General features: G+C 71.5%; 26 protein-coding genes and 1 tRNA gene. 13 read left to right on the forward strand and 14 right to left on the reverse strand.

Annotated features, from left to right (window positions below; all coding sequences use genetic code 11):
• Window positions 1-76 precede the first annotated feature (76 nt).
• On the forward strand, window positions 77-337 hold the full coding sequence (locus EDD40_RS16965) for a hypothetical protein (RefSeq protein WP_123743785.1): 261 nt from the start codon (window positions 77-79) through the stop codon (window positions 335-337).
• A gap of 94 nt (window positions 338-431) precedes the next feature.
• Window positions 432-1046: a TetR/AcrR family transcriptional regulator gene (locus EDD40_RS16970; protein WP_123743786.1), complete on the forward strand. Its 615-nt coding sequence runs from the start codon at window positions 432-434 to the stop codon at window positions 1044-1046.
• Window positions 1047-1053: 7 nt separating this feature from the next.
• Here the strand turns inward: EDD40_RS16970 and EDD40_RS16975 are convergent, their stop codons facing one another.
• Entirely contained in the window at window positions 1054-1275 is a 222-nt protein-coding gene (locus EDD40_RS16975; protein WP_033438423.1) for a DUF3618 domain-containing protein, read from the reverse strand.
• 175 nt (window positions 1276-1450) lie between these two features.
• Here EDD40_RS16975 and EDD40_RS16980 point away from each other — a divergent pair.
• Window positions 1451-1524, forward strand: a tRNA-Leu gene (locus EDD40_RS16980).
• Window positions 1525-1544: 20 nt separating this feature from the next.
• Here the strand turns inward: EDD40_RS16980 and EDD40_RS16985 are convergent.
• Together EDD40_RS16985 and EDD40_RS16990 are read right to left on the reverse strand one after the other, a co-directional pair.
• Window positions 1545-2495: a CobW family GTP-binding protein gene (locus EDD40_RS16985; RefSeq protein WP_123743787.1), complete on the reverse strand. Its 951-nt coding sequence runs from the start codon at window positions 2493-2495 to the stop codon at window positions 1545-1547.
• Window positions 2496-2704: 209 nt separating this feature from the next.
• On the reverse strand, window positions 2705-3256 hold the full coding sequence (locus tag EDD40_RS16990; RefSeq protein ID WP_123743788.1) for a TetR/AcrR family transcriptional regulator: 552 nt from the start codon (window positions 3254-3256) through the stop codon (window positions 2705-2707).
• A gap of 47 nt (window positions 3257-3303) precedes the next feature.
• On the opposite strand from EDD40_RS16990, the gene EDD40_RS16995 reads away from it, so the two are divergent.
• Together EDD40_RS16995 and EDD40_RS17000 are read left to right on the forward strand one after the other, a co-directional pair.
• Window positions 3304-3714 (forward strand): SRPBCC family protein, encoded by a 411-nt coding sequence (locus tag EDD40_RS16995; RefSeq protein WP_246037702.1) that lies wholly within the window; start codon window positions 3304-3306, stop codon window positions 3712-3714.
• Between the two features lie 68 nt (window positions 3715-3782).
• On the forward strand, window positions 3783-4403 hold the full coding sequence (locus tag EDD40_RS17000) for a DedA family protein (protein WP_123743789.1): 621 nt from the start codon (window positions 3783-3785) through the stop codon (window positions 4401-4403).
• Here EDD40_RS17000 and EDD40_RS17005 read toward each other — a convergent pair.
• Window positions 4388-5026: a response regulator transcription factor gene (locus EDD40_RS17005; protein WP_170185116.1), complete on the reverse strand. Its 639-nt coding sequence runs from the start codon at window positions 5024-5026 to the stop codon at window positions 4388-4390. The two genes, EDD40_RS17000 and EDD40_RS17005, sit on opposite strands and share 16 nt — an antisense overlap.
• Window positions 5017-6033 carry a sensor histidine kinase gene (locus tag EDD40_RS17010; RefSeq protein WP_246037703.1) on the reverse strand — a complete coding sequence of 339 codons (1017 nt, stop codon included), beginning with the start codon at window positions 6031-6033 and terminating at the stop codon, window positions 5017-5019. The genes EDD40_RS17005 and EDD40_RS17010 overlap by 10 nt, the downstream gene beginning before the upstream one ends.
• 124 nt (window positions 6034-6157) lie before the next feature.
• Here EDD40_RS17010 and EDD40_RS17015 point away from each other — a divergent pair, with 124 nt between their 5' ends.
• A complete protein-coding gene (locus tag EDD40_RS17015; RefSeq protein ID WP_148088826.1) occupies window positions 6158-7489 on the forward strand; it encodes a styrene monooxygenase/indole monooxygenase family protein in 1332 nt (443 codons plus the stop codon).
• Here the strand turns inward: EDD40_RS17015 and EDD40_RS17020 are convergent.
• Entirely contained in the window at window positions 7455-8495 is a 1041-nt protein-coding gene (locus EDD40_RS17020) for an FAD-dependent oxidoreductase (RefSeq protein ID WP_123743792.1), read from the reverse strand. The genes EDD40_RS17015 and EDD40_RS17020 overlap by 35 nt on opposite strands.
• Window positions 8496-8589: 94 nt before the next feature.
• On the opposite strand from EDD40_RS17020, the gene EDD40_RS17025 reads away from it, so the two are divergent.
• The 3 genes from EDD40_RS17025 to bcp all read left to right on the forward strand — a co-directional run bounded on the left by EDD40_RS17025 (window position 8590) and on the right by bcp (window position 10942).
• On the forward strand, window positions 8590-9627 hold the full coding sequence (locus EDD40_RS17025; protein ID WP_123743793.1) for an LLM class flavin-dependent oxidoreductase: 1038 nt from the start codon (window positions 8590-8592) through the stop codon (window positions 9625-9627).
• A gap of 291 nt (window positions 9628-9918) precedes the next feature.
• The gene (locus EDD40_RS17030; RefSeq protein ID WP_123743794.1) at window positions 9919-10449 is read left to right on the forward strand and encodes a hypothetical protein; all 531 of its coding nucleotides are present in this window, start codon (window positions 9919-9921) and stop codon (window positions 10447-10449) included.
• A 19-nt stretch (window positions 10450-10468) separates the two neighbouring features.
• The gene (gene bcp / locus EDD40_RS17035) at window positions 10469-10942 is read left to right on the forward strand and encodes a thioredoxin-dependent thiol peroxidase (protein ID WP_123743795.1); all 474 of its coding nucleotides are present in this window, start codon (window positions 10469-10471) and stop codon (window positions 10940-10942) included.
• Between the two features lie 120 nt (window positions 10943-11062).
• On the opposite strand, the gene rdgB is transcribed toward bcp, so the two are convergent.
• Together rdgB and rph are read right to left on the reverse strand one after the other, a co-directional pair.
• A complete protein-coding gene (gene rdgB, locus EDD40_RS17040; RefSeq protein ID WP_123743796.1) occupies window positions 11063-11668 on the reverse strand; it encodes an RdgB/HAM1 family non-canonical purine NTP pyrophosphatase in 606 nt (201 codons plus the stop codon).
• Window positions 11665-12429, reverse strand: coding sequence for a ribonuclease PH (rph, locus tag EDD40_RS17045; RefSeq protein WP_123743797.1), 765 nt, complete (start codon window positions 12427-12429; stop codon window positions 11665-11667). Before rph ends, rdgB begins: the two co-directional genes overlap by 4 nt.
• A 54-nt stretch (window positions 12430-12483) precedes the next feature.
• On the opposite strand from rph, the gene EDD40_RS17050 reads away from it, so the two are divergent.
• Window positions 12484-13002, forward strand: coding sequence for a DUF2231 domain-containing protein (locus tag EDD40_RS17050; RefSeq protein ID WP_123743798.1), 519 nt, complete (start codon window positions 12484-12486; stop codon window positions 13000-13002).
• A 179-nt stretch (window positions 13003-13181) separates the two neighbouring features.
• Here the strand turns inward: EDD40_RS17050 and EDD40_RS17055 are convergent, their stop codons facing one another.
• From EDD40_RS17055 to EDD40_RS17075, 5 genes are read right to left on the reverse strand one after another with little or no spacing between them, the layout of a single operon-like run.
• Window positions 13182-13580 (reverse strand): OsmC family protein, encoded by a 399-nt coding sequence (locus EDD40_RS17055; RefSeq protein WP_236594711.1) that lies wholly within the window; start codon window positions 13578-13580, stop codon window positions 13182-13184.
• A 10-nt stretch (window positions 13581-13590) separates the two neighbouring features.
• The gene (locus tag EDD40_RS17060) at window positions 13591-14094 is read right to left on the reverse strand and encodes a hemerythrin domain-containing protein (RefSeq protein WP_123743799.1); all 504 of its coding nucleotides are present in this window, start codon (window positions 14092-14094) and stop codon (window positions 13591-13593) included.
• On the reverse strand, window positions 14084-14896 hold the full coding sequence (locus EDD40_RS17065; protein ID WP_123743800.1) for an MBL fold metallo-hydrolase: 813 nt from the start codon (window positions 14894-14896) through the stop codon (window positions 14084-14086). The genes EDD40_RS17060 and EDD40_RS17065 overlap by 11 nt, the downstream gene beginning before the upstream one ends.
• A gap of 37 nt (window positions 14897-14933) precedes the next feature.
• The gene (murI, locus tag EDD40_RS17070; protein WP_123743801.1) at window positions 14934-15731 is read right to left on the reverse strand and encodes a glutamate racemase; all 798 of its coding nucleotides are present in this window, start codon (window positions 15729-15731) and stop codon (window positions 14934-14936) included.
• The gene (locus EDD40_RS17075) at window positions 15728-16402 is read right to left on the reverse strand and encodes a rhomboid family intramembrane serine protease (RefSeq protein WP_211348191.1); all 675 of its coding nucleotides are present in this window, start codon (window positions 16400-16402) and stop codon (window positions 15728-15730) included. Before EDD40_RS17075 ends, murI begins: the two co-directional genes overlap by 4 nt.
• Before the next feature lie 106 nt (window positions 16403-16508).
• Between EDD40_RS17075 and EDD40_RS17080 the strand changes: the two genes are divergently transcribed.
• Window positions 16509-17354, forward strand: a complete 846-nt coding sequence (locus EDD40_RS17080; protein WP_123743802.1) for an SMP-30/gluconolactonase/LRE family protein — start codon at window positions 16509-16511, stop codon at window positions 17352-17354.
• A 25-nt stretch (window positions 17355-17379) separates the two neighbouring features.
• On the opposite strand, the gene EDD40_RS17085 is transcribed toward EDD40_RS17080, so the two are convergent.
• Window positions 17380-18150, reverse strand: coding sequence for an MBL fold metallo-hydrolase (locus EDD40_RS17085; protein WP_123743803.1), 771 nt, complete (start codon window positions 18148-18150; stop codon window positions 17380-17382).
• Between the two features lie 437 nt (window positions 18151-18587).
• Here EDD40_RS17085 and EDD40_RS42640 point away from each other — a divergent pair, with 437 nt between their 5' ends.
• Both EDD40_RS42640 and EDD40_RS42645 read left to right on the forward strand, forming a co-directional pair.
• Window positions 18588-19265 carry a polysaccharide deacetylase family protein gene (locus EDD40_RS42640; RefSeq protein ID WP_236594710.1) on the forward strand — a complete coding sequence of 226 codons (678 nt, stop codon included), beginning with the start codon at window positions 18588-18590 and terminating at the stop codon, window positions 19263-19265.
• Complete coding sequence (locus tag EDD40_RS42645) at window positions 19262-20593, forward strand: extracellular catalytic domain type 1 short-chain-length polyhydroxyalkanoate depolymerase (protein ID WP_246037704.1); 1332 nt, start codon at window positions 19262-19264, stop codon at window positions 20591-20593. The genes EDD40_RS42640 and EDD40_RS42645 overlap by 4 nt, the downstream gene beginning before the upstream one ends.
• Window positions 20594-20637: the final 44 nt, after the last annotated feature.

A 20637-nucleotide genomic window follows, 5' to 3' on the forward strand; every position in this document is an offset into this window, starting at 1 on the left:
ACACGATCGAAGGAATGACGCCGCACCAACTCCCGAACGCCGGTCAGATATGCACAACGACCACGGAAGGCAAGGCATGACCACACTCCCCATCACCGCCAACTACCGCCGCGACGGCGACGACTGGGCGGTCACCGTGCGCGCGGCCGGCAAGGAGCTGGATGCCACCGCACCAGGCCTTATCGCCGCCAGGCTGGCCGCCGACCAACTGGTGGAGGAGATCGCGACCGGGCGCTCCCCCCGTGCCGTGGTGCACTTGCTGGAGGGCGACGCGCTCGCGTTCTCGGTGGCGTACCTGCACACCCGAGCGGGTCTGGTTCCACCACCGACGGGGTGAACCCGAAGCGGCGCGGCGACCGAGGAGATGGCGTGGGCCTGATTCCGGGCTCACCAGGCCTAGGATGTCCGGCCAAAGGCGACAGGAGCGCGAAATGGCCACACCGGTGTACAGCGGGGCGACTCGGACCCCGCAACGAGGCAGACCGAGAGACGCCAGCCGGGACGACGCGTTGCGCCAGGCCGCGCTGGAGGTGATGGCCGAAGTCGGGTACCGCGCGCTGACGATGGACGCCGTCGCCGCGCGCGCCCGTGCGGGCAAGGCGACCATCTACCGGCGGTGGGAGTCGAAGCTCGACCTGGTGATCGACACGTGCACGCAGTTGGCGCAGCGCAACCTGGCCGAGCCGGACACCGGCTCGCTCGCCGGCGACCTGCGCGAGTTCCTGAGCTCGTTCGCCGCGTTCCTGTCCGGCCCGAGCGGCAAGGCGGCGCAGGCCCTCGTCGGCGAGCTGCCGCACGAGCCCGAGCTCGCCACGGCGTTCCGCGAGACGTTCCTGACCGCGCAGCGGGACGTGCTGCGGCGCATCCTGGACCGCGCCGAGGAGCGCGGTGAACTCCGCCAGGACGCGCCGCGCGGCATGGCGGTCGAGATCGCGGGCGCGGCCCTGATCTACCGGTTGATGCTCACCGGAGACCCGCTGGACCTGCCCTTCGTCGACCGCGTGGTGGAACAGGTGCTGGTGCCCCTCGTCGCCAAGGGGCAGTAGCGCACCTTCAGCGGAACAGCTTGCGCAGCAAGGCGAACCCGACGAGCACGGCCACCGCGATCAGCGAGTACCGGATCTTGGGTTCGTCGAGCTTCGCGCGCACGCTCTCCTTGCCGGACTCGACGAAGCGCTGGGGATTCGCCCTCGTCCCCAGTTCGTCGAGGGTCACGGCCAGCGCGTCACGAGCCTGCTCGATCTCGCGCTGGATGGTGTCGGGATCGCGGGCCACATCTCCTCCTACCTGCTCCTTGGTCACAACCGTAGTTGAGACGCGGCGGCCACGTTGACCTGACCGCCCCGGGAGCGCTTTTATAACACTGTTTTCGACCAAGTGCGCGGGTGGCGGCGGACGTGACGTCCCTCGGGGTCGGGTAATCGGGGCCTGCCGATAAGCTTGCCGCGACGGGCTCGTAGCCCAATTGGCAGAGGCACACGGTTTAGGTCCGTGCCAGTGAGAGTTCGAGTCTCTCCGAGCCCACTCACCCGTCCCCTCCGAGGTCACCCCGTGTAGCGCAGGACCTCCAGCATCGACTGCGGGTCCACCGCGGCCGGGTCCGGCTCCTCGCAGGCGGCCAGGTCGGCGCGGATCGCAGCGACGTCCAGGCCCGTGCCGATCAGCACGAGCTCGGTGCGCCGCGCCCCCGGCCACGCCGAGCGCTCGAACCGCAGGAACGCGCCCACGGTGTGCAGGCCGAACCGCTGCCGGTGACCGGGCACGTCGAACCGCACGAAGCCCTTGATCCGGTACAGGCCCTTGGGTCGCGCGTCGAGGAAGGCCATGAGCCGCAACGGGTTCATCGCGCCGCCGGTGAACTCCACGCTGTCGTAGCGCACGTGGTCGTGCTCTTCGTCGAGCAGGTCTTCGAACGACAGCTGGCCGAACCGCTCCCGCGGGCGCGGGTCGAACAGCAGGGCCGGGTCGACGCGGCCGAACGACGACCGGACCACGGGCACGCCGGGCTTGAGCCGGTCGATCTCGGCCGCGAGCGCCGAGGGGTCCGTGACGCGGTCGACCTTGTTCAGCACCACCAGGTCGGCCACGCGCACGTGGCGTGCCAGGTCGTCGGGGAACTCCGCCGCGTCGACCAGCAGCACCAGGCCGCCGTAGGACAGGCGCGGGTTCTCGCTGGCGAGCACCATCCGTGCCATGGCCTGCGGTTCGGCCAGGCCGCTCGCCTCGATGACGATCACGTCGACCAGCGGGTCGAGCTTGGCCAGCATCCCGTCGAGCTCGCTGACGTCCACCGCGCAGCACAGGCACCCGTTGCTGAGGGAGACGGTGGAGTCGACCTGGCCGGCCACGCTCATCGCGTCGATGCCGATGGCGCCGAAGTCGTTGACCACCACCCCGACCCGCGTGCCGCGACTGCCGCCGAGCAGGTGGTTGAGCAACGTCGTCTTGCCGGAGCCGAGGAACCCCGCCACCACGATCACCGGGATCCGCTTCACGCCGACCGATCCTACGTCCCCCCGAGAGTCCAACCCCCACCCCGCGTGTGTCCTACGTTCGCGTCGCGCGTGTCCTACGTTCAGAACACCCGAGTTGAACACTCAGCACTGTTGATCTTGCGCTGAGTCTTCAACTCGGGGTGCGCGAACGTAGGACACGCGCGTTCTGAACGTAGGACTCGCGCGGGGTGGGGGGACGACTCTCGGGGTCAGGTGGTGGTCAGGGCGATGAACTGGTCCATGGCGGCGTTCACGGCGGGCAGGTCGCCGGTGGCGATCAGGTCCAGGAGGAGGCCGCGGGCGACGGCCAGGCCCAGGCGGGCGCGGGCCTCGGCGACGTCGGGCGGGTGGCCGAGGGAGCGCTGGATGGCGGCCACCGGTTCCAGCCAGTCGGTGACGATGCCGTCCAGCAGCGGGGTGGCGCCGGGACGCCCCTGGGCGGCTTGGGCGTAGAGCTCGAAGAACAGCCGTTCGTGGGCGCGCAGGGACGGGTCGGTGAGCGTGCGCCAGAACGCGCGGGCGGCCTCGGCCGGGTCGTCCAGCGGCAGGGAGGCCAGCAGCGCGCGCTGACGGGCCTCGACCAGCCGCACGACCTCCACCAGCAGGCCCTCCATCGAGCCGAAGTGGTAGATCAGCATCCGGTGGCTCGTGCCGACCGCCTCGGCCAGCCGGCGCAGGCTCAGGTCGCCCAGACCCCGCTCGGCCAGGTGGTCGACGACGGCGGTGAGCAGGCGTTCGCGGGCAGCCCCTTGTTCCGGCATGTACCGGATGGTACATGTACCGCATGGTACAAAGAGTGGACGTCCGCGTGCGCAGCGAAGCCCCGCCGGACCGGGTCTACCGCCTGGCCGCGGACAGCTCGACGTGGCCCGACTGGTCGCCCGTGGTGCGGTACGAACGGGAACGCGCCGGGAACGCGAGTGGTGTGGGCGAAGTGCGGGTATTCGAGAACAAAGGCCGCAAGGCGCTCACGAGGGAGGAGGTCGTCGAACTGACGCCGAACCGGCGGGTGGGCTACGTCCTGTTGTCCGGTCTCTCCATTCGCGACTACCAGGCGTTCATCGACCTCGCGCCGGACGGCGACGGGACGGCGATCCACTGGCACTCGTCGTTCGAGCCGGGCAGGCGCGGGACGGGGTGGCTCTACCGCCTGGTGCTCCGAGCTGTGATCGCGCGGTACGCCAGAGGGCTCGCCGCGCACGCCGCAACCGGTAACTGAGGTTTTCCGCACCCCGGTGTGCGGTCGGCATCATGGCGAGGGCCGCGGCGCGTTCGTAACTTGGGATCATGGATGTCGTCTCGTGGGTCACCGACCTGATGGAAACGCTCGGCGCGCCCGGCGCCGGGATCGCGATCGCGCTGGAGAACCTCTTCCCGCCCCTGCCGAGCGAGCTGTTCCTGCCGTTGGCGGGGTTCACCGCGAGCCAGGGCAAGATGAGCTTGTTCGCCGCGATCCTGTGGACCACCACCGGGTCGGTCGCCGGCGCGCTCGCGCTGTACTACCTCGGCGCGGCGCTGGGCCGTGACCGGATCAGGGCCATCGCGCGACGGCTGCCGCTGGTCGACGTGTCCGATGTGGACCGGACCGAGGAGTGGTTCGCCCGGCACGGCAGGGCGACGGTGTTCTTCGGCCGGATGGTCCCGATCTTCCGCAGCCTCATCTCCATCCCGGCGGGCGTGGAGCGCATGCCGCTGCCCGGTTTCCTGCTGCTGACCGCGGCCGGCAGCCTGATCTGGAACTCCGCGCTCATCCTCGCCGGGTACGCGCTGGGCGCGAACTACCACCTCGTCGACCAGTACATGGGTGTCGTGTCGAAGATCGTGATCGGCTTGGTCGTGCTGGCCGTCGGCTGGTTCGTGGTGTCGCGCGTGAGCAGGAACAGGAAGAAGGATCAGGCCCGCAAGTAGCGCAGGATCGCCAGCACGCGCCTGCTGTAGCCGTCCACGTCGGACAGGCCCAGCTTGTCGAAGATCGAGTTGATGTGCTTCTCCACCGCGCTGCGCGACACGTGCAGCCGGGCCGCGATGGCGTTGTTCGTGTGCCCCTCGGCCATGTGCGCCAGCACCTGGCGCTCCCGCTCGGTCAGCACGCCCAGCGGGTGGGTCGTGCGGGCCAGCAGCCGCCGCACCACCTCCGGGTCGAACGCCACGTCGCCCGCGCCGACCCGGCGCAGCGCGTCCAGGAACTCCTCCACCTGGACCACGCGGTCCTTGAGCAGGTAGCCCACGCCGTCGGCGTGCTCGGTGAGCAGGTCGACGGCGTAACGCTGCTCGACGTACTGCGACAGCACCAGCACGCCGACGCCGGGGAACCGCCTGCGGATGTCCAACGCCGCCCTGAGGCCCTCGTCGGAGTTCGTGGGCGGCATCCGCACGTCGGTCACCACCACGTCCGGCAGGTGCGCCGCGACCGCGCTGAGCAGGGCTTCCGCATCGCCCACGGCGGCGAGCACGTCGTGGCCCTCCTCGACCAGCAGCCGCACCAGGCCTTCGCGCAGCAACGTCGAGTCCTCGGCCAGGATCACCCGCACGGCACGTCCGCGGTGATCACCGTGGGACCGCCGGCCGGGCTCGTCACGTCGAACGCGCCGTCCAGCGCGAGCACCCGCCGGGACAGGCCGGCCAGCCCGCCGCCGGCCGGGTCCGCTCCCCCGACGCCGTCGTCCACGACCCGCACGCGCACCGCCCCCGCCTCCTCGGTGATGTCCACGACGATCATGGTCGCACCCGAGTGCTTGGCCGCGTTGGTCACCGCCTCGCAGACCACGAAGTACACCGCGGTCTCCACCCGCGGCGGCGCGGCCAGGGGCGCGCACCGGATGCGCACCGGGATCGAGGACCGGTCCGCCACCGCCTCCAGCGCTTCGACCAGGCCCGACGAGTCCAGCGCCGCCGGGTAGACCCGCCAGGCCACCTCCCGCAGGTCCTCCAGGACGTGCCGGGACTCCTCGTGCGCCTGCGCCAGCAGCTCGGCGGTGTGGTCGGGGTTGCGGCGGGCGCGGCCGAGGAGCATGCCCAGCGCGACCAGCCGCTGCTGCACGCCGTCGTGCAGGTCGCGCTCGATGCGCCTGCGCTCGGCGTCGACGGCCGCCACGATGCCCGCCCGGCTCTCGGCCAGCTCGTCGATGCGCAGGCGCAGCAGCTCGGCCTCGCTCGGGCCGAGCCAGCGGCGGGCGACCTTCCCCTCCAGCGCGATCACGCCGATGATGCCCTGGACCTCGATGTAGAGCAGGACCAGGCCGATCAGCCCCGTCCACAGGAACGCGGTCCAGTCGTCGGAGCGGTCGAGGCCGCTCTCCGGACCGCCCGCGACCAGCCGGTACAGCACGATCGCGGCCATCGCCAAGCCGTAGAACAGCCAGGCCAGCACGAACCCGCCGAACAGGCCGACCGGCGCGCGCACGGCCAGGTAGCGCGCCGCCTGCTCCCGCGTCGGCTCGGCGCTGTCGATCCCGAGGAACGACCGCAGCCGCCGCCGTTCCAACCCGGCGAGGGCGACGACCCACTTCCGGGCGAACGCCACGACGAACAGATCCACCAGCGCGGAAGCGAAGCCGAGCAACAATCCGGCAACAGCGCGCCACCCCCTGTGCACCTGGTCGAGGCTAGTCGACCCGATCGTGCTATTGGCGCTTCCCGCATCCCTGCCAAGGATCTGTAGCGTGAGCACAATCGCGGTCATCGGCGCAGGTCAAGCGGGTCTGGTGTTATCTGCGGCGCTCTCGCGCGCCGGTTGGCGGGTCACGCTCTACTCCGATCGGACGGCGGAGGACCACCTCGGTGACCGCGGCCGGCCGACCGCCTGCCTGTTCGGCGACCAGGTCGAGTACGAGGCCGAGCTGGGCCTGGACTTCTGGCCCGAGGCGTCCCGGATGCGCCGCATCCACCTGGACCTGTTCACGGACGACCGCTCGCTCGCGTTCTCGGTCGACGCGCCGCTGCGCAAGCCCGCGCTGGCCGTCGACCAGCGGTTGAAGTTCTCCACCGGCCTCGAGGAGCTGGAGTCGCGCGGCGTGGCGGTGGTGATCGGCACGGTCGGCGTCGACGACCTGGACCGGCTGGCCGCGTCGCACGACCTGGTGGTCGTCACGGCCGGGCACAAGTCGCTGACCGGCCTGTTCGAGCGCGACCCGGCCCGGTCGGTGCACTCGGAGCCGCAGCGCAGCCTGTTCATGGTCAACATCCACGGCTACGACCTGGCCGCCCGGCCCGAGCACCGGGAAGGCGTGTTCTCGTTCCTGCCGGGCACGCTGGAGATCTTCTGGATCCCGTTCTACGACAAGGACGTCGGCGAGTCGCGCAGCATCGTGGTCGAGGCGGCGCCGGGTGGCCGCGCCGACCTGTTCGGCGACGTGACCTCGGCCGACGAGGGCCTGGCCGTGCTCAAGACCGTGGTGGACGACCTGTTCCCGCACGAGTCGGCGTTCCTGCGGCCCGCGCGCGCGACCAGCCCGGTGACCTGGATCAAGGGCCAGGTCGTGCCGGTGGTGCGCAAACCGGTCGCCGTGCTGCCGTCCGGGCGGCACGTGCTCGGCCTCGGCGACGCCGTCGTGCTCAACGACCCGCTGGCCGGCCAGGGCGCGAACAACGCCACCCGGATGGCCCGGTTCTTCGCCGAGGAGCTGACCGCGCACGGCGGCCCGTTCACCGCGTCGTGGCTGACCGAGAGGTTCGACGTGTGGTGGGAGCGCGGGTGCTACGCCAGCGACTTCTCCAACGGGCTGCTCGAGCCGCTCAACGACGAGCAGAAGGCCGTGATGCTCGCCGCGTCACGCCGGGAGGACATCGGCGAGCAGCTGTGGGAGGGGTTCAACGACCCGTCGTCGCTGTTCCCGTGGTTCTTCGACGCGGCGGCCACCCGGGAGTTCCTGGCGCGGCGCGACGTGGGCCGGTTGGACCTGCTGCGCTACAAGCTGGGCGTCGGGGCCAACCTGCTGGGGCAGAAGGTGTCGCGGCTGGTCAAGCGGCCTGTCGGCGGGACAGCGACGCCTTGATCTCCTTCGCCGCCGCACGGCCCGCCCGGGTGGCGCCGACCGTGCTGGCCGACGGGCCGTAGCCGACGAGGTGCACGCGCGGGTCCGCGACGACCTTCGTGCCGTCGAGCCGGATGCCGCCGCCGGGTCCGCGCAGGCGCAGCGGGGCGAGGTGGTCGAGGGCGGCGCGGAACCCGGTCGCCCACAGGATCGCGTCGACCCGCTCGTGCGTGCCGTCCGGCCAGACCACGCCGTCCTCGGTGATCCGGTCGAACACCGGCCGCCGGGCCAGCACGCCGGTCGCGAGGGCGTCGCGGACGGCCGGGGTGAGGTTCAGGCCGGTCACGCCGACCACGCTGCGGGGCGGCAGGCCCCGGCGGACGCGGTCCTCCACCTTCGCGACCACGGCGCGGCCGAGCTCCGGCGTGAACGGCTCGTCGAAGAACTCCGGCTCACGCCTCGTCGCCCAGGTGGTGCGGTCGGCGTGCCGGTCGATCTCCAGCAACTGCTGCACGGCCGACGTGCCGCCGCCGACCACGACCACGTGCTGCCCGGCGAACTCCGCCGGACCCCGGTACTGCGAGGAGTGCAGCTGCCTGCCCGCGAACAGCTCCTGGCCGGGGTAGCGGGGCCAGAACGGGCGGGTCCACGTGCCGGTGGCGTTGACCAGCGCCTCGGCCTCCCAGACACCGCGGTCGGTCTCGACGCGCAGCAGGCCGCCGTGGTCGCGCACGGCGTGCACGCGCACCGGCCGCCGCACCTCGATGCCGTTGCGGCGTTCGAAGTCGGCGAAGTAGGCGGGCAGCACCTCGTTGGCGGGCGCGGTGGGGTCCGGCTCGGCGAACGGCATGCCCGGCAGGTCGTGGATGCCGTGCACGGTCGCCATCCGCAGCGTCGGCCAGCGGTGCCGCCACGCGCCGCCCGGACCGGCGTCCGCGTCCAGCACGACGTGGTCGAGGTTCGCGCGCCGGAGGAAGTAGGCCGCCGACAACCCCGCCTGACCTGCACCGATCACCACCACGTCCATGTCTTGGTCAACGCCGGCGGCAGGCCGGTCACTTCCCGGTGTCGTTACCGTCACATCTGGAAGGCATTCGGGGGCTTCGGCGTTGGTCGATGTCATGAGCCGACTTCGTGACGTGCCCTTGTCCGCGCTCGACCTCGCCACCGTCACGACGGCGACGAACGCGCGCACGGCGCTCCAGCAGACGCGCGAGCTCGCCCAGCACGTCGAGCGGTTCGGCTTCACCCGGTTCTGGCTGGCCGAGCACCACAACATGCCCGGCATCGCCAGCTCCTCCCCCGCGATCCTGATCGGCCACGTCGCCGACGCCACCACCACGCTGCGGGTCGGCTCCGGCGGCGTGATGCTGCCCAACCACCCGCCGCTGGTCGTGGCCGAGCAGTTCGGCACGCTGTCCGCCCTGCACCCCGGCCGCATCGACCTGGGCATCGGCCGCGCGCCCGGCACCGACCAGCGCACCGCGCAGGCGTTGCGCCGCACCACCGGCCCGCTGTCGGTGGACGACTTCCCGCAGCAGCTCAGCGAGCTGACCGGCTACTTCGACGGCACCGAAGAGCTCAACGCGATGCCCGCCGAGGGCAACAAGCCGGACGTGTTCCTGCTCGGGTCGAGCGGCTACAGCGCGCAGGTCGCGGGCCTGCTCGGGCTGCCGTTCGCGTTCGCGCACCACTTCAGCGCGGAGAACACGCTGCCCGCGCTGGCCCTCTACCGCGAGCGGTTCCGGCCCTCCGAGCGGCTCGCGAAGCCGTACGCGCTGGTCTGCGCCTCGGTCGTGGTGGCGGACACCGACGAGCAGGCCCGCCGGATCGCCGGTCCCGGCGCGCTCGCGTGGGTGAAGCTGCGCAGCGGGCGGCCCGGTCCGCTGGCCACCGACCAGGAGGCCGCCGACTACCCGTACACCGACGTCGAGCGGCTGATCTACGAGGACCGGATCGCGTCGCAGATCATCGGCTCGCCGAAGACGGTAGAGGCGCAGCTCGAACGCCTGCTGGAGGACACCCGAGCGGATGAGCTGATGGTGACGACGATGGTCGCCGAGCAGTCGGCCCGCCTGAGGTCTTACGAACTACTGGCGGAACTCGCGGGACGTTCGACCGTTCAGGGTTCGTCCGAACGGGTGAAGACCGAAGTATAGGTGTAGCGGTTCGGCCACCGCGCGCGATGATCGTAGTGGAGCGCGCACGCCCCCCGACGCGCTCCCCAACTTCCGGGCCCACGGGTCCGACAGCTCGGCCGCCGCCGACCCGCGTGGTCGCCGCCAGGTGTGGCGCCGCCCACGCGGGCAGCCGTGCGTCATCACGGCTTGGCCACAGGCATGCACCAGGTGCGAATCAAGGCCCCGGTTCGGTCACCGAGCACCCCCCGACACCGTCATGGTGGTGGCAGTCGCAGTCAAGCCCACCGCCGGGGCGGGAAGGGGAGGTTCGTGAAGTTCGCCAAACTGGCCGCAGGCGTGTGCCTGGGCCTGGCACTGGCGGGATGTGCGGACCCCTCCGACATTTCCACGCCCCCCGGTCCGTCCGCGGTGGCCGAGCAACGCGGTGAAGAGCTGTCCTCCGCCTCGGCCACGACGTTCGGCACGCAGCGCGTGTGGGCCAACGGCATGGCGGTCACCGTGTCCCCGCCCACGTCGCTGAGACCGAGCGACACGTCGTTCCCGCAGTCGCCGCGCACCGCCGTGTTCACGTTGACCGTGGTCAACGGCACCAAGACCGCCTACCGCACCAGCCAGCTGTCCCTGCGCGCGACGGTCGACGGCCAGCCGGTGGCCGAGGTGCGCGACTCCGTGCAGGGGCTCAACGGCGTCGGTGCGGCGGTCAACGAGGTGGCGGCCGGCGCGGAGACCGTGCTGACGGTGGCGTTCGCCGTGCCCGCGGACCCGGTGCGGTTGCGGCTCGTGGTCGAGCCGAACGGCGCCAACCAGGACCCGAGCGCGACGTTCGAGGGCGTCGCCTGACCTTGTAGCGTCTCGGGCCATGACCGAGCAGAAGCGCCTGTCCCCGGGCGACCAGGCCCCGGCGTTCACGCTGCCCGACAGCGAGGGCAAGCCCGTCTCGCTTTCCGACTACGCCGGCCGTTCCGTGGTCGTCTACTTCTACCCGGCCGCGGGCACGCCGGGGTGCACCAAGCAGGCGTGCGACTTCCGCGACAGCATCGGCGACCTCGCGTCGTCCGGGTACGAGGTCGTGGGCATCTCGCCGGACAAGCCGGAGAAGCTGGCCAAGTTCGCCGCCGCGGAGGGGCTGAACTTCCCGCTGCTGTCCGACGTCGACCGCAAGGTGCTGACCGAGTGGGCCGCGTTCGGGGAGAAGCAGAACTACGGCAAGACCGTCATGGGCGTGATCCGCTCGACGTTCCTGGTCGACCCCGAGGGGAAGATCAAGAAGGCCATGTACAACGTCCGCGCGACCGGCCACGTGGCCAAGCTGCTGCGCGAACTGCCCGCCTGATCATCCGCACCACTGAAACGCCGGGCGACGCCACCTGTCCGAGGTGGCGGCCCGGCGTGCTCGGTCCGATGTGCTCGGTCCGATGTGGTCGGCCCGGGGTGGTCGGCCCGGGGCGGTCGGTTACGACCGGGCCAGCTCGCGCAGGTGCGGGAGCAGGAGGCGCAGGGCGCGACCCCGGTGGGAGATCTCGTCCTTCTGCTCCGGCGTCAGCTCGGCCGAGGTGACCTCGTGGCCCTCCGGGCGGAAGATCGGGTCGTAGCCGAAGCCGTTCTCGCCGGCCGGCTCGCGGGTGATCGCGCCGCGCCACTCGCCGCGCACCACGGTCTCCGCCTCGGGGCCCGCCACGAACGCCGCCGTGCAGACGAAAGCCGCTCCCCTGCGCTCGTCCGGGACGTCGCGCAGTTGACCGAGGACCAGGTCCAGGTTCGCCTGGTCGTCGCCGTGCCGGCCGGACCACCGTGCCGACAGGACACCCGGCATCCCGTTGAGCGCGTCGATCGCGATGCCCGAGTCGTCCGCGACGGACGGCAGGCCGGTGGCGTTGAACGCGTCACGGGCCTTGGCCAGGGCGTTGCCCTCGAAGGTCGGATCGGTCTCCGGGGCCTCCGGGAACTCCGGCACGTCGTCCAGGCCGACGACCTCGATCCCCGCCAGCCCCTCGGCCAGCAGGATGCGGCGCAGCTCGCCGAGCTTCTTCTTGTTCCGCGAGGCCAGGAGCAGCTTCACTTCTTCTTCGCCTTCGGCTCGGGCAGGACGCCGGGGTACGGCAGGGCCAGCGCCTCCGCCTGGATGCGGTTGAGCTCGGCGCAGCCGGCCAGGGCCAGGTCGAGCATCTTGTCCAACGTCGACCGGGCGAACGTCGCACCCTCGCCGGTGCCCTGGACCTCGATCAACGTGCCGGCGTCCGTGGCGACGACGTTCATGTCGACCTCGGCGCGCGAGTCCTCCTCGTACGGCAGGTCCAGGCGCACCCGGCCGTCCACCACGCCGACCGACACCGCCGACACGGCGCACGAGAGCGGCTGGGGGTCGGCCAGGCGACCGGCGGCGCCCAGGTAGGTGACGGCGTCGGCCAGGGCCACGTACGCGCCGGTGATGGCGGCGGTCCGGGTGCCGCCGTCGGCCTGGATCACGTCGCAGTCGATCACGATCGTGTTCTCGCCGAGCGCGGCCAGGTCGATGCACGCCCGCAGAGATCGCCCGATCAGGCGGCTGATCTCGTGGGTGCGGCCGCCGATCCGACCCTTCACCGACTCGCGGTCACTGCGGGTGTGCGTGGCGGAGGGCAGCATCGCGTACTCGGCGGTCACCCAGCCGAGACCCGAGCCGGACCGCCACCGCGGCACGCCCTCGGTCACGCTGGCCGCGCACAGCACCCGCGTGTTGCCGAACTCGATCAGCACCGACCCGGCGGGCCACTGCTGGAAGCCGCGGGTGATCCGGATGTCGCGCAGTACGTCGTCGTTCCTGCCATCGGTCCTCAGCACGGCACTACCCTATGTCGCTGAACCCGGGGGCGACCCACCGGCGTAGGGAGAGACATGGCACGCGCAGACGACCTGGTGACGATCTTCGATCTCCCCGCGCACCCGCTGCTGGTCCACGCGGTGGTGGTGCTGCTCCCGCTGGCCGCCGCGGGCGCCGCCGCGCTGGCCGTCGTGCCGCGGTGGCGGCAGCGGTACGCGTGGCCGCTGCTGGGCGTGACGCTGCTGGCCGTCGGCTCGGTGCCGTTGGCGCAGTGGGCGGGCGAGCAGCTGTACGCGAAGATGGCCGCGCTGGGCAACCCGCTGATCCAGCGGCACGCCGACCTGGGCAACGACCTGCTGCCGTTCGCGCTGGGCTTCGGGGTGGTGGTCGTGGCGCTGCTCGTCTCGGGCAGGCTGGCCGACCGCGAGCGCGCCGCCGCCGTCGAGGACTCGGCCGTGCCGAAGACGTGGCGCCGGATCGCCGTCGTGGTCGCCGTCCTGGTCGTCGCCGCCGGCGCCGCCGCCACGATCCAGACCGTCCGCATCGGCCACAGCGGCTCGACCGCCGTCTACGACTTCGTCCAAACCCTCTGACCCCGCGAGAGTCGTACGTTCACGCGCCGAGAGTCCTACGTTCACGGACCCTGAATTCAACGCTCGGACCGACCGCCCGGTCTGTCGAGTGTTGAATTCAGGTGCTCCGAACGTAGGACTCTCGCGCTGTCAACGTTGGACTCTCGCGGCGTGAAGGTACGACTCTCTCGCGCGCGGGGTTAGGTGGGGAGGGTGAGAGGGGTTGGTGGGGCGGACTTCAAGGTGCGGGTGACGGTGCACAGCTGGTCGATCGCGCGCAGGACGGCGGTCTCCAGGGCGGCGCGCTGGGCGTCGTCCAAGCCGGAGATGTCGTAGTCCAACGCGACCGGGACGCTGGCCAGCGAGTGGCCGTCCGGTGAGCGCACGTCGTCCGCGCGGGCCACCAGGTCGCCCTCCACGCGGCGGGTCACCAGCGTCTCCGCCGTCACCGCCGCACAGCCCGCCGCCGCCGCGAGCAGCAGCTCCACCGGCGTGAACGCCCCCTCGGCCCCCTTGCGGCCGACGCGGACCGACGCGCCACGGTCGTTCGTGGCCACGAAGTCGTGCTGACCCACCCGACGCACCTCGACGTTCGACACGCCACCGACGTTAGTCGATCCGGTCCTTCGTGGCTGCCGCGATCTTGCGCACGTACTCGATGTCACCGCAGTCGTCGTCCAACCGGCTCTGCCGGATCTCCACGAACAACCGGCCCAGCTCGTCGCGCCGGTCGTCGGACACCTCTTCCCGCGCGTCGTTGAGGATCGTCCGCTCCTCCTCGTCCACGTGGTGGTTGAGCGCCTCGACCAGCTCCTCCAGCTTGCTCTCCCACTCGTCGGAGCTGGTGTCCTCGACCTGCATCAACGCCAACAACGCCTGGTGGCCCTCGGCGTGCTCCTCGGCACCGTGGTCGACCTCTTCGTTGTCGACCTCCTTGTACCGCTTGAGCGCCGGGTACACCTCGGACTCCTCGGCCTCGGCGTGCGCCACGAGCAGCGCGGCCAGCTCGCCCAGGACCGTCGAACGGTCGGTGTTCCGGTCGCGCAGCGCGCGGAACAGCTCTTCGAACTTGCGGTGGTCGGCCAGGATCAGCTCGACGACATCAGTTGCCATGGCCGCCGATTACCCGCACCTCCGACCGGTCAACCGCGTAGGTGTCGCCCTGGTTGACCACGTCGACCGGTCCGGTGAAGCGGCTGCGCGCCTCGGCCAGCACGGCGTCCCGGTCGGTCCACGGCGCGATGTGCGTGAGCAGCAGCCGCCCGGCGCCGGCCCGCGTCGCCAGCTCCCCCGCCTGCACGCCCGACAGGTGCGTGCCGGGTGGCCGGTCGTCGGAGTGGGTCCACGTCGCCTCGGACAGCAGCACGTCCACGTCACGCGCCAAGTCGCTCAACGCCTCGCACGGCCCGGTGTCGCCGGTGTAGGCCAACGTCGCCGTCTTGGTGGCGATGCGGAGGCCGTAGGTCTCGGTCGGGTGGTCCACCCGGACGGCGGTGATCTCGAACGGCCCGATGCGGGTCACCGCGCGGTCGGTGAACGTGCGGAACTCGAACACGTCGCCGAGGTCCGTGGTGAGCAGTTCGTCGGCTGTCTCCGCGTAGGCGCGGGCGAACCGGTCCGCGGTCCCGGTCGGCCCGTGCACGGGCAGCCGGTGTTCGCGCGTGTCGTGCGGCGGGTGGGTGTGGTAGCGGCGGATGACGGCGAGGGTGGTGAAGTCGGCGCAGTGGTCCGGATGCAGGTGGGAGAAGAGCAGCGCGTCCAACGAGAACACGTCGTGACGCGACTGCAGCGACGCCAGGACTCCGCTGCCCAGTTCGATCGCGAGTCGGCAGCCATCCGCCTCGACGAGGTAGCCGGATGCGGGTCCGTGGGGGCCCGGCAGGCTGCCCGAGCAGCCGAGGATGGTCAACAGCACCCGTGGAGCGTGCCAGGTCAACGGTGGCCTTGGAAGGTCAACCGTGGGCTTGGAAGGTCGCCTTTTCCAACCCGGGCAGGAATCGGCGGGCCAGCCTGGTGAACGGCTCGACCGGGCCGGTGCAGCTGAACCGCTGGTCGGGGTCGCCGGAGCGGAACAAGTCGCGCTCGGTGAGCACCCGCACGACGTCCTTCACCGTTTCCTCGGCGCTGGAGACGAGCGTCACGCCGTCACCCATCACGATCTGCAACACACCGGTGAGCAGCGGGTAGTGGGTGCAGCCGAGGACGAGCGTGTCGACCTCCGCCCGCTGCAACGGTTCCAGGTAGGCCTGCGCCATGCCGAGCACCTGGCGGCCGGAGGTGGTGCCGCGTTCCACGAAGTCCACGAACCTGGGGCACGCGACGGCCGTGACCTCGATGTCCCGGGCCGCGGCGAACGCGTCCTGGTACGCGCCGGACGCGACCGTGCCCACCGTGCCGATGACGCCGACCCGGCCCGTGCGGGTGGTGGCGACGGCGCGGCGCACGGCGGGCAGCACGACCTCGATCACCGGGATGTCGTACCGCTCGCGCGCGTCGCGCAGGCAGGCGGCGGACGCCGTGTTGCAGGCGATGACCAGCAGCTTCGCGCCGTCGGCGACCAAGCGGTCCATCACTGCGAGGGCGTACCGGCGCGCCTGCGCGATCGGCAGCGGACCGTACGGGCAGTTGACCGTGTCGCCCACGTAGCGGATGCGCTCGGCCGGCAGCTGGTCCATGACCGCCCGCGCGACGGTCAGCCCGCCGACGCCGGAGTCGAAGATCGCGATGGGCGAATCGGCGGTGACGCTCACGCGTCGAGCGTAGCCCGCGCGCCCTTCCTGGCATCCCGGGCGACGCCCCACGCCGCGAGGACGCCGCCGAGCGCGCCGAACAGGTGGCCTTCCCAGGAGATGCCCGGCCGGCCCGGCAGCACGCCCCACAACGCCGCGCCGTAGATCGCGAAGACCACCACGGCCAGCGCGATCTGCAGCGCGCTGCGCGCGAAGATGCCGCGCACCAGCAGGAACACCAGGAAGCCGAACACGAGGCCGGACGCGCCGATGTGGCTGCCGTAGGAGCCGAAGAGCCACACGCCGAGACCGCTGGTCAACCAGATGACCGCGGTGACCTGGAAGAACTGCTTGATCCCGGCCGAGGTCGCCAGGTAGCCGAGCACGAGCAGCGGCACCGCGTTGCCGGTCAGGTGGGTCCAGTCGCCGTGCAGCAGCGGGTACCACAGGATGTTGTCCCACTGGCTGAAGTCACGCGGGATCACGCCGTCGTCGTCGAGCCGGCCGCCGAGCACCGTGTCGATCGCCTCGACGACGTAGAGCAGGCCGACGAAGCCGAGCACCACCGCGGCCGACAGCACGGGCCTCGGCGGCACGACGCGCTTGGCCAACGGCTTGGCCTGCTTGGCGGGCTTGGGCGCGGCGACCACCGGCTCGGGCGTCGGCGGCGGGTACGGGCCGGTGGGATCCACCTCACCAGGCTACGCGCGGAGACCGCGATCCCGGGTGACTTCGGTCGGGCCGTGACTTCTCCGTCTTCACCCGTGTGGGGTCGGGGCGTGACCGTAGGCTGTCCCGGTGTCGATCGAAGTGGCGGTGCGGGCCGAAGCGGAACTGGGTGAGGGCCCCACGTGGGACCACGCCAGCGGAACGCTGCTCTGGGTGGACGTGCTCGGCAGCGAGGTGCACCGGTACAGCCCGGCGCGCGACGACGACGCCGTCCTCGAAGTGCCGCAGCACGTCGGCGCGGCGAAGCCCCGGACCCGCGGCGGCCTGGTGCTGAACCTGCGTGACGGCGTGGCGCTGATCGACCGGGACGGCGTCAAGACCTGGCTCGTCTACTGGGCGCGCGACGGCGTGCGGGGCAACGACGCCGCGGTCGACCCGGCGGGCCGGCTGTGGGCGGGCACGATGCGGTACGACGAGGACCCGGGCGGCTGGCTGGCCCGCGTGGAGCCCAGCGGCGACGCGAAGGTCGTGCTGGACAAGCTGGGCGTCAGCAACGGCATCGGCTGGAGCCCCGACGGCACGCTCATGTACTACATCGACTCGGCCGAGCGGCGGGTCGACGTCCTCGACTACGACCGCGAGACCGGTGAGGCGACGAACCGCCGACCGCTGGCCGAGGTGTCGCGCGGGCTGCCCGACGGCCTCACCGTGGACGCGTCCGGCGCGATCTGGGTCGCGCTGTGGGGCGGCGCGGCGTTGCACCGGTACACGCCGGACGGCGCGCTGGACCGGGAGGTCGAGCTGCCGGTGGGGCAGCCGACGGCGTGCGCCTTCGGCGGCGCGGACTTCACCGACCTGTACGTGACGACCGCGCGCGTCGGGTTGAGCGGGGACGCGTTGAGCGAGTTGGCCGGGTCGGTCCTGGTGCTGCCGGGCATCGGCGAGGGCCTGCCGTCGACCGCGTTCGCGGGTTAGGGCGCACCCCCACCACAGCGCGCGGCTAGAGCGTGTAGGTGGCGCCGGGGGTGGCGAGCGAGACCGGGCCGGGGAAGGCGTCGGCGGCGTCGTCCAGGACGCCGTCGCGGTCCGACCACGGCAGGACGTGGGTCAGCACCAGGCGGCCGACGCCGGCGGCCTTGGCGACCTCGCCCGCCTCCTGCCCGCTCATGTGCAGGTAGTTCGCGCGGCCCGCCTGCTCGCGCCACGCCGAGTCGGCCAGCAGCAGGTCGGCGCCGGTGGCCAGCCGCACCAGCTCCGGGCACGGCACGGTGTCGCCGGAGAACACCAGCGACACGCCGCCGTAGGAGATGCGGAACCCGTAGGCCTCGCAGATGTGCCGCATGGCGGCCACTTCGACCTCCACGGGTCCGACCGCGTACCGGCCGGGCGCGAGCGGGACGAAGTCGAACGTGTCGGTCAGGTCCGTGGTCGCCAGCGCGGCCCGGTCGGCGGCGTGCGCGTTGGCCAGGCGGGACGGCGCGTGCGAGGGGGCGAACACCGGCAACCGGCGTTCGCGGACGTCGTAGGGCGGCGCCGGGTGGTCGCGCCGGTAGACGGTGAGCGAGCCGAAGTCGGCGCAGTGGTCGAGGTGCAGGTGCGACAGCAGCACGGCGTCGAGGTCGAACGGGTCGCAGAGCCGGGTGAGCGGGGCGAACACCCCGCTGCCCAGCTCCATCACGATCCGCACGCCGCCCGCCTCCACCAGGTACCCGGAGGTCGGCAGATCGGGCCCCGGCGCACTGCCCGAACACCCGAGCACCGTCAATTGCATGGCGAAACGATAGCAGGACCGACGTCGGCGAAAATGCGGGAACGCGGTCCGCGCCGGCTATTCAATTCGGCTCGCGCGCAGGGTTCACTCGAATGCATCAACCGAGGTCGGGAGCCTGTCCGGGACCATCTGGGGCTGCGGGTTGCCGAAGCGCATCCGGTAACACTGCAATTCATCCGGATGACGGGTGCGGATGACCGGACCTCGTTTTGCAAATTATTGCGCGCGGTCGCGCAGCGGATTACGGCCGACGGCGGCGCGACTGACCGAAAGTTTTCGGGCACAACCGACGCCACCAAACGGGTGCACCGGGCGTTGCCGCAGCTCACCGCACCATTTGAGACTCGCAACTTTCACGAAACTCGTTGTCCGCGACCGCTCGGCGACACATAGTGACGACAACTCACGCCGTGATCCTCAAGGAGGAGGGAATGGTCATGAGGACCCTTCTGGCCGTGGTGCTGCTGCTGGCCGCGCCACTGCTGTCCGCGACCACCGCCGGCGCCGCGCCCGCCCGGGAAACCGGACCGGTGGCGCTCGCCTGCAACGGGTACGTCGCGCTGACCTACGACGACGGGCCGAACGCCCAGTTCACCCGCCCGCTGGTGAGCGCGCTGCGCTCGGCGGGCGCCCGCGCCACGTTCTTCGACCTCGGTTCACGCGTGCAGCAGCAGCCGCAGCTGACCCGCGAGGTCGTGCAGGCCGGCATGTGGGTCGGCAACCACTCGTGGTCGCACCCGTACCTGACGAACCTGAGCGCCGCCGCCGTGGCCAAGGAGCTCGGCGACACCCAGAACGCGATCCGCAACGCCACCGGCCAGGCGCCGACGCTGTTCCGCCCGCCCTACGGCGCGACGAACGCGACCGTGCAGACCGAGGCGCGCAAGCTCGGCCTGACCCAGGTGATCTGGTCGGTCGACTCGCAGGACTGGAACGGCGCGTCCACCGACGCCATCGTGCGCGCGGCGACCGGCGCGAACGCCGGCGGCATCGTGCTCATGCACGCGAGCTACCAGAACACGGTCAACGCCGTGCCGCGCATCGTGCAGGGCCTGGCGGCCAAGAACCTCTGCCCCGGCCGCATCGACAACACCGGACGGGTGGTGGCCCCGTGAAGGTCCTCGGCGCGATCGTGACGTCCCTGGCCGCCGCCGCGGCCTTCGTGCTGGCCCTCGTCGCCGCGCCGCAGGCGTCGGCCGCCACGCTCACCGAGGTCACCGGCTTCGGCGTCAACCCCAGCAACCTGCGCATGCACCTGTACGTGCCGGACCGCACCCAGGCCAGGCCGGGCGTGCTGCTGGCCGTGCACTACTGCACGGGCACCGGCCCGGCGTTCTACTCGGGCACGGACTTCGCCCGGCTGGCCGACCAGTACGGCTTCATCGTGATCTACCCGTCGGCGACCCGGAGCGGGCAGTGCTTCGACGTGTCGAGCGCGCAGGCGCTGCGGCGTGACGGCGGCAGCGACCCGGTCGGCCTGATGTCGATGGTCCGGTACGTGCTCCAGCGCTACAACGGCGACACGAGCCGCGTGTTCGTCACCGGTGTCTCGTCCGGCGCGATGACCACGAACGTCATGCTGGCCGACTACCCGGACGTGTTCGCCGCCGGCGCGGCGTTCGCGGGCGTGCCGGCGGGCTGCTTCGCCACCACCGACGGCTCCGGCTGGAACAGCGCCTGCGCCAACGGCCAGGTGCTGCGCACGCCGCAGGAGTGGGGCAACCTCGCCCGCGGCATGCACCCCGGCTACAGCGGCGCCCGGCCGCGCGTGCAGATCTGGCACGGCACCGCGGACGACACGCTGCGGTACCCGAACTTCGGCGAGACGATCGACCAGTGGACCAACGTGCACGGCCTGTCCACCACGCCGACGTCCAGCGACAGCCCGCAGTCCGGGTGGACGCGCACCCGCTACGGCGACAAGGTCGAGGCGATCTCCATGCAGGGCACCGGCCACAACCTGATGGGCGCGGGCATGGCGTTGCGCGCCATCCAGTTCTTCGGGTTGGACAAGCCCGGCGACACCACCACGTCCACGTCCACCACCACGTCGACGAGCACGACCACCAGCACCACGACCACGACCAGCACCACCACCACGACGACCACGAGCAACCCGCCGACCGGCGGCTGCCGGGTCACCTACACCGTCAACAGCTGGAACACCGGCTTGACCGCGAGCATCACCATCGCCAACACGTCCACCAGCGCCATCAACGGCTGGCAGCTCGCGTTCACCCTGCCCGGCGGGCAGACCATCAGCAGCGGGTGGAACGCCACCTACTCGCCCACCAGCGGCGCGGTCACGGCGCGCAACGCGTCCTACAACGCCGCGCTCACCCCGTCCGCGTCGGTCGGCATCGGGTTCCAGGCCACCCACAGCGGCAACACGGACAAGCCGACCTCGTTCACGCTCAACGGCGTCGCGTGCACGATCGGCTGAGGTGAGAAGGGCCCCGCACATGCCCGCGGGGCCCTTCTCCGGCT

The sequence above is a fragment of the Saccharothrix texasensis genome (assembly GCF_003752005.1).
GTDB lineage: Bacteria > Actinomycetota > Actinomycetes > Mycobacteriales > Pseudonocardiaceae > Actinosynnema > Actinosynnema texasense.

Coding starts and splice junctions, on each gene's coding strand:
- EDD40_RS16965 (WP_123743785.1), top strand. CDS start 77: ATGACCACACTCCCCATCACCGCCAACTACCGCCGCGACGGCGACGAC.
- EDD40_RS16970 (WP_123743786.1), top strand. CDS start 432: ATGGCCACACCGGTGTACAGCGGGGCGACTCGGACCCCGCAACGAGGC.
- EDD40_RS16990 (WP_123743788.1), bottom strand. CDS start 3,256: ATGCCGGAACAAGGGGCTGCCCGCGAACGCCTGCTCACCGCCGTCGTC.
- EDD40_RS17000 (WP_123743789.1), top strand. CDS start 3,783: ATGGATGTCGTCTCGTGGGTCACCGACCTGATGGAAACGCTCGGCGCG.
- EDD40_RS17020 (WP_123743792.1), bottom strand. CDS start 8,495: ATGGACGTGGTGGTGATCGGTGCAGGTCAGGCGGGGTTGTCGGCGGCC.
- EDD40_RS17025 (WP_123743793.1), top strand. CDS start 8,590: ATGAGCCGACTTCGTGACGTGCCCTTGTCCGCGCTCGACCTCGCCACC.
- bcp (WP_123743795.1), top strand. CDS start 10,469: ATGACCGAGCAGAAGCGCCTGTCCCCGGGCGACCAGGCCCCGGCGTTC.
- EDD40_RS17050 (WP_123743798.1), top strand. CDS start 12,484: ATGGCACGCGCAGACGACCTGGTGACGATCTTCGATCTCCCCGCGCAC.
- EDD40_RS17060 (WP_123743799.1), bottom strand. CDS start 14,094: ATGGCAACTGATGTCGTCGAGCTGATCCTGGCCGACCACCGCAAGTTC.
- EDD40_RS17085 (WP_123743803.1), bottom strand. CDS start 18,150: ATGCAATTGACGGTGCTCGGGTGTTCGGGCAGTGCGCCGGGGCCCGAT.
- EDD40_RS42640 (WP_236594710.1), top strand. CDS start 18,588: ATGAGGACCCTTCTGGCCGTGGTGCTGCTGCTGGCCGCGCCACTGCTG.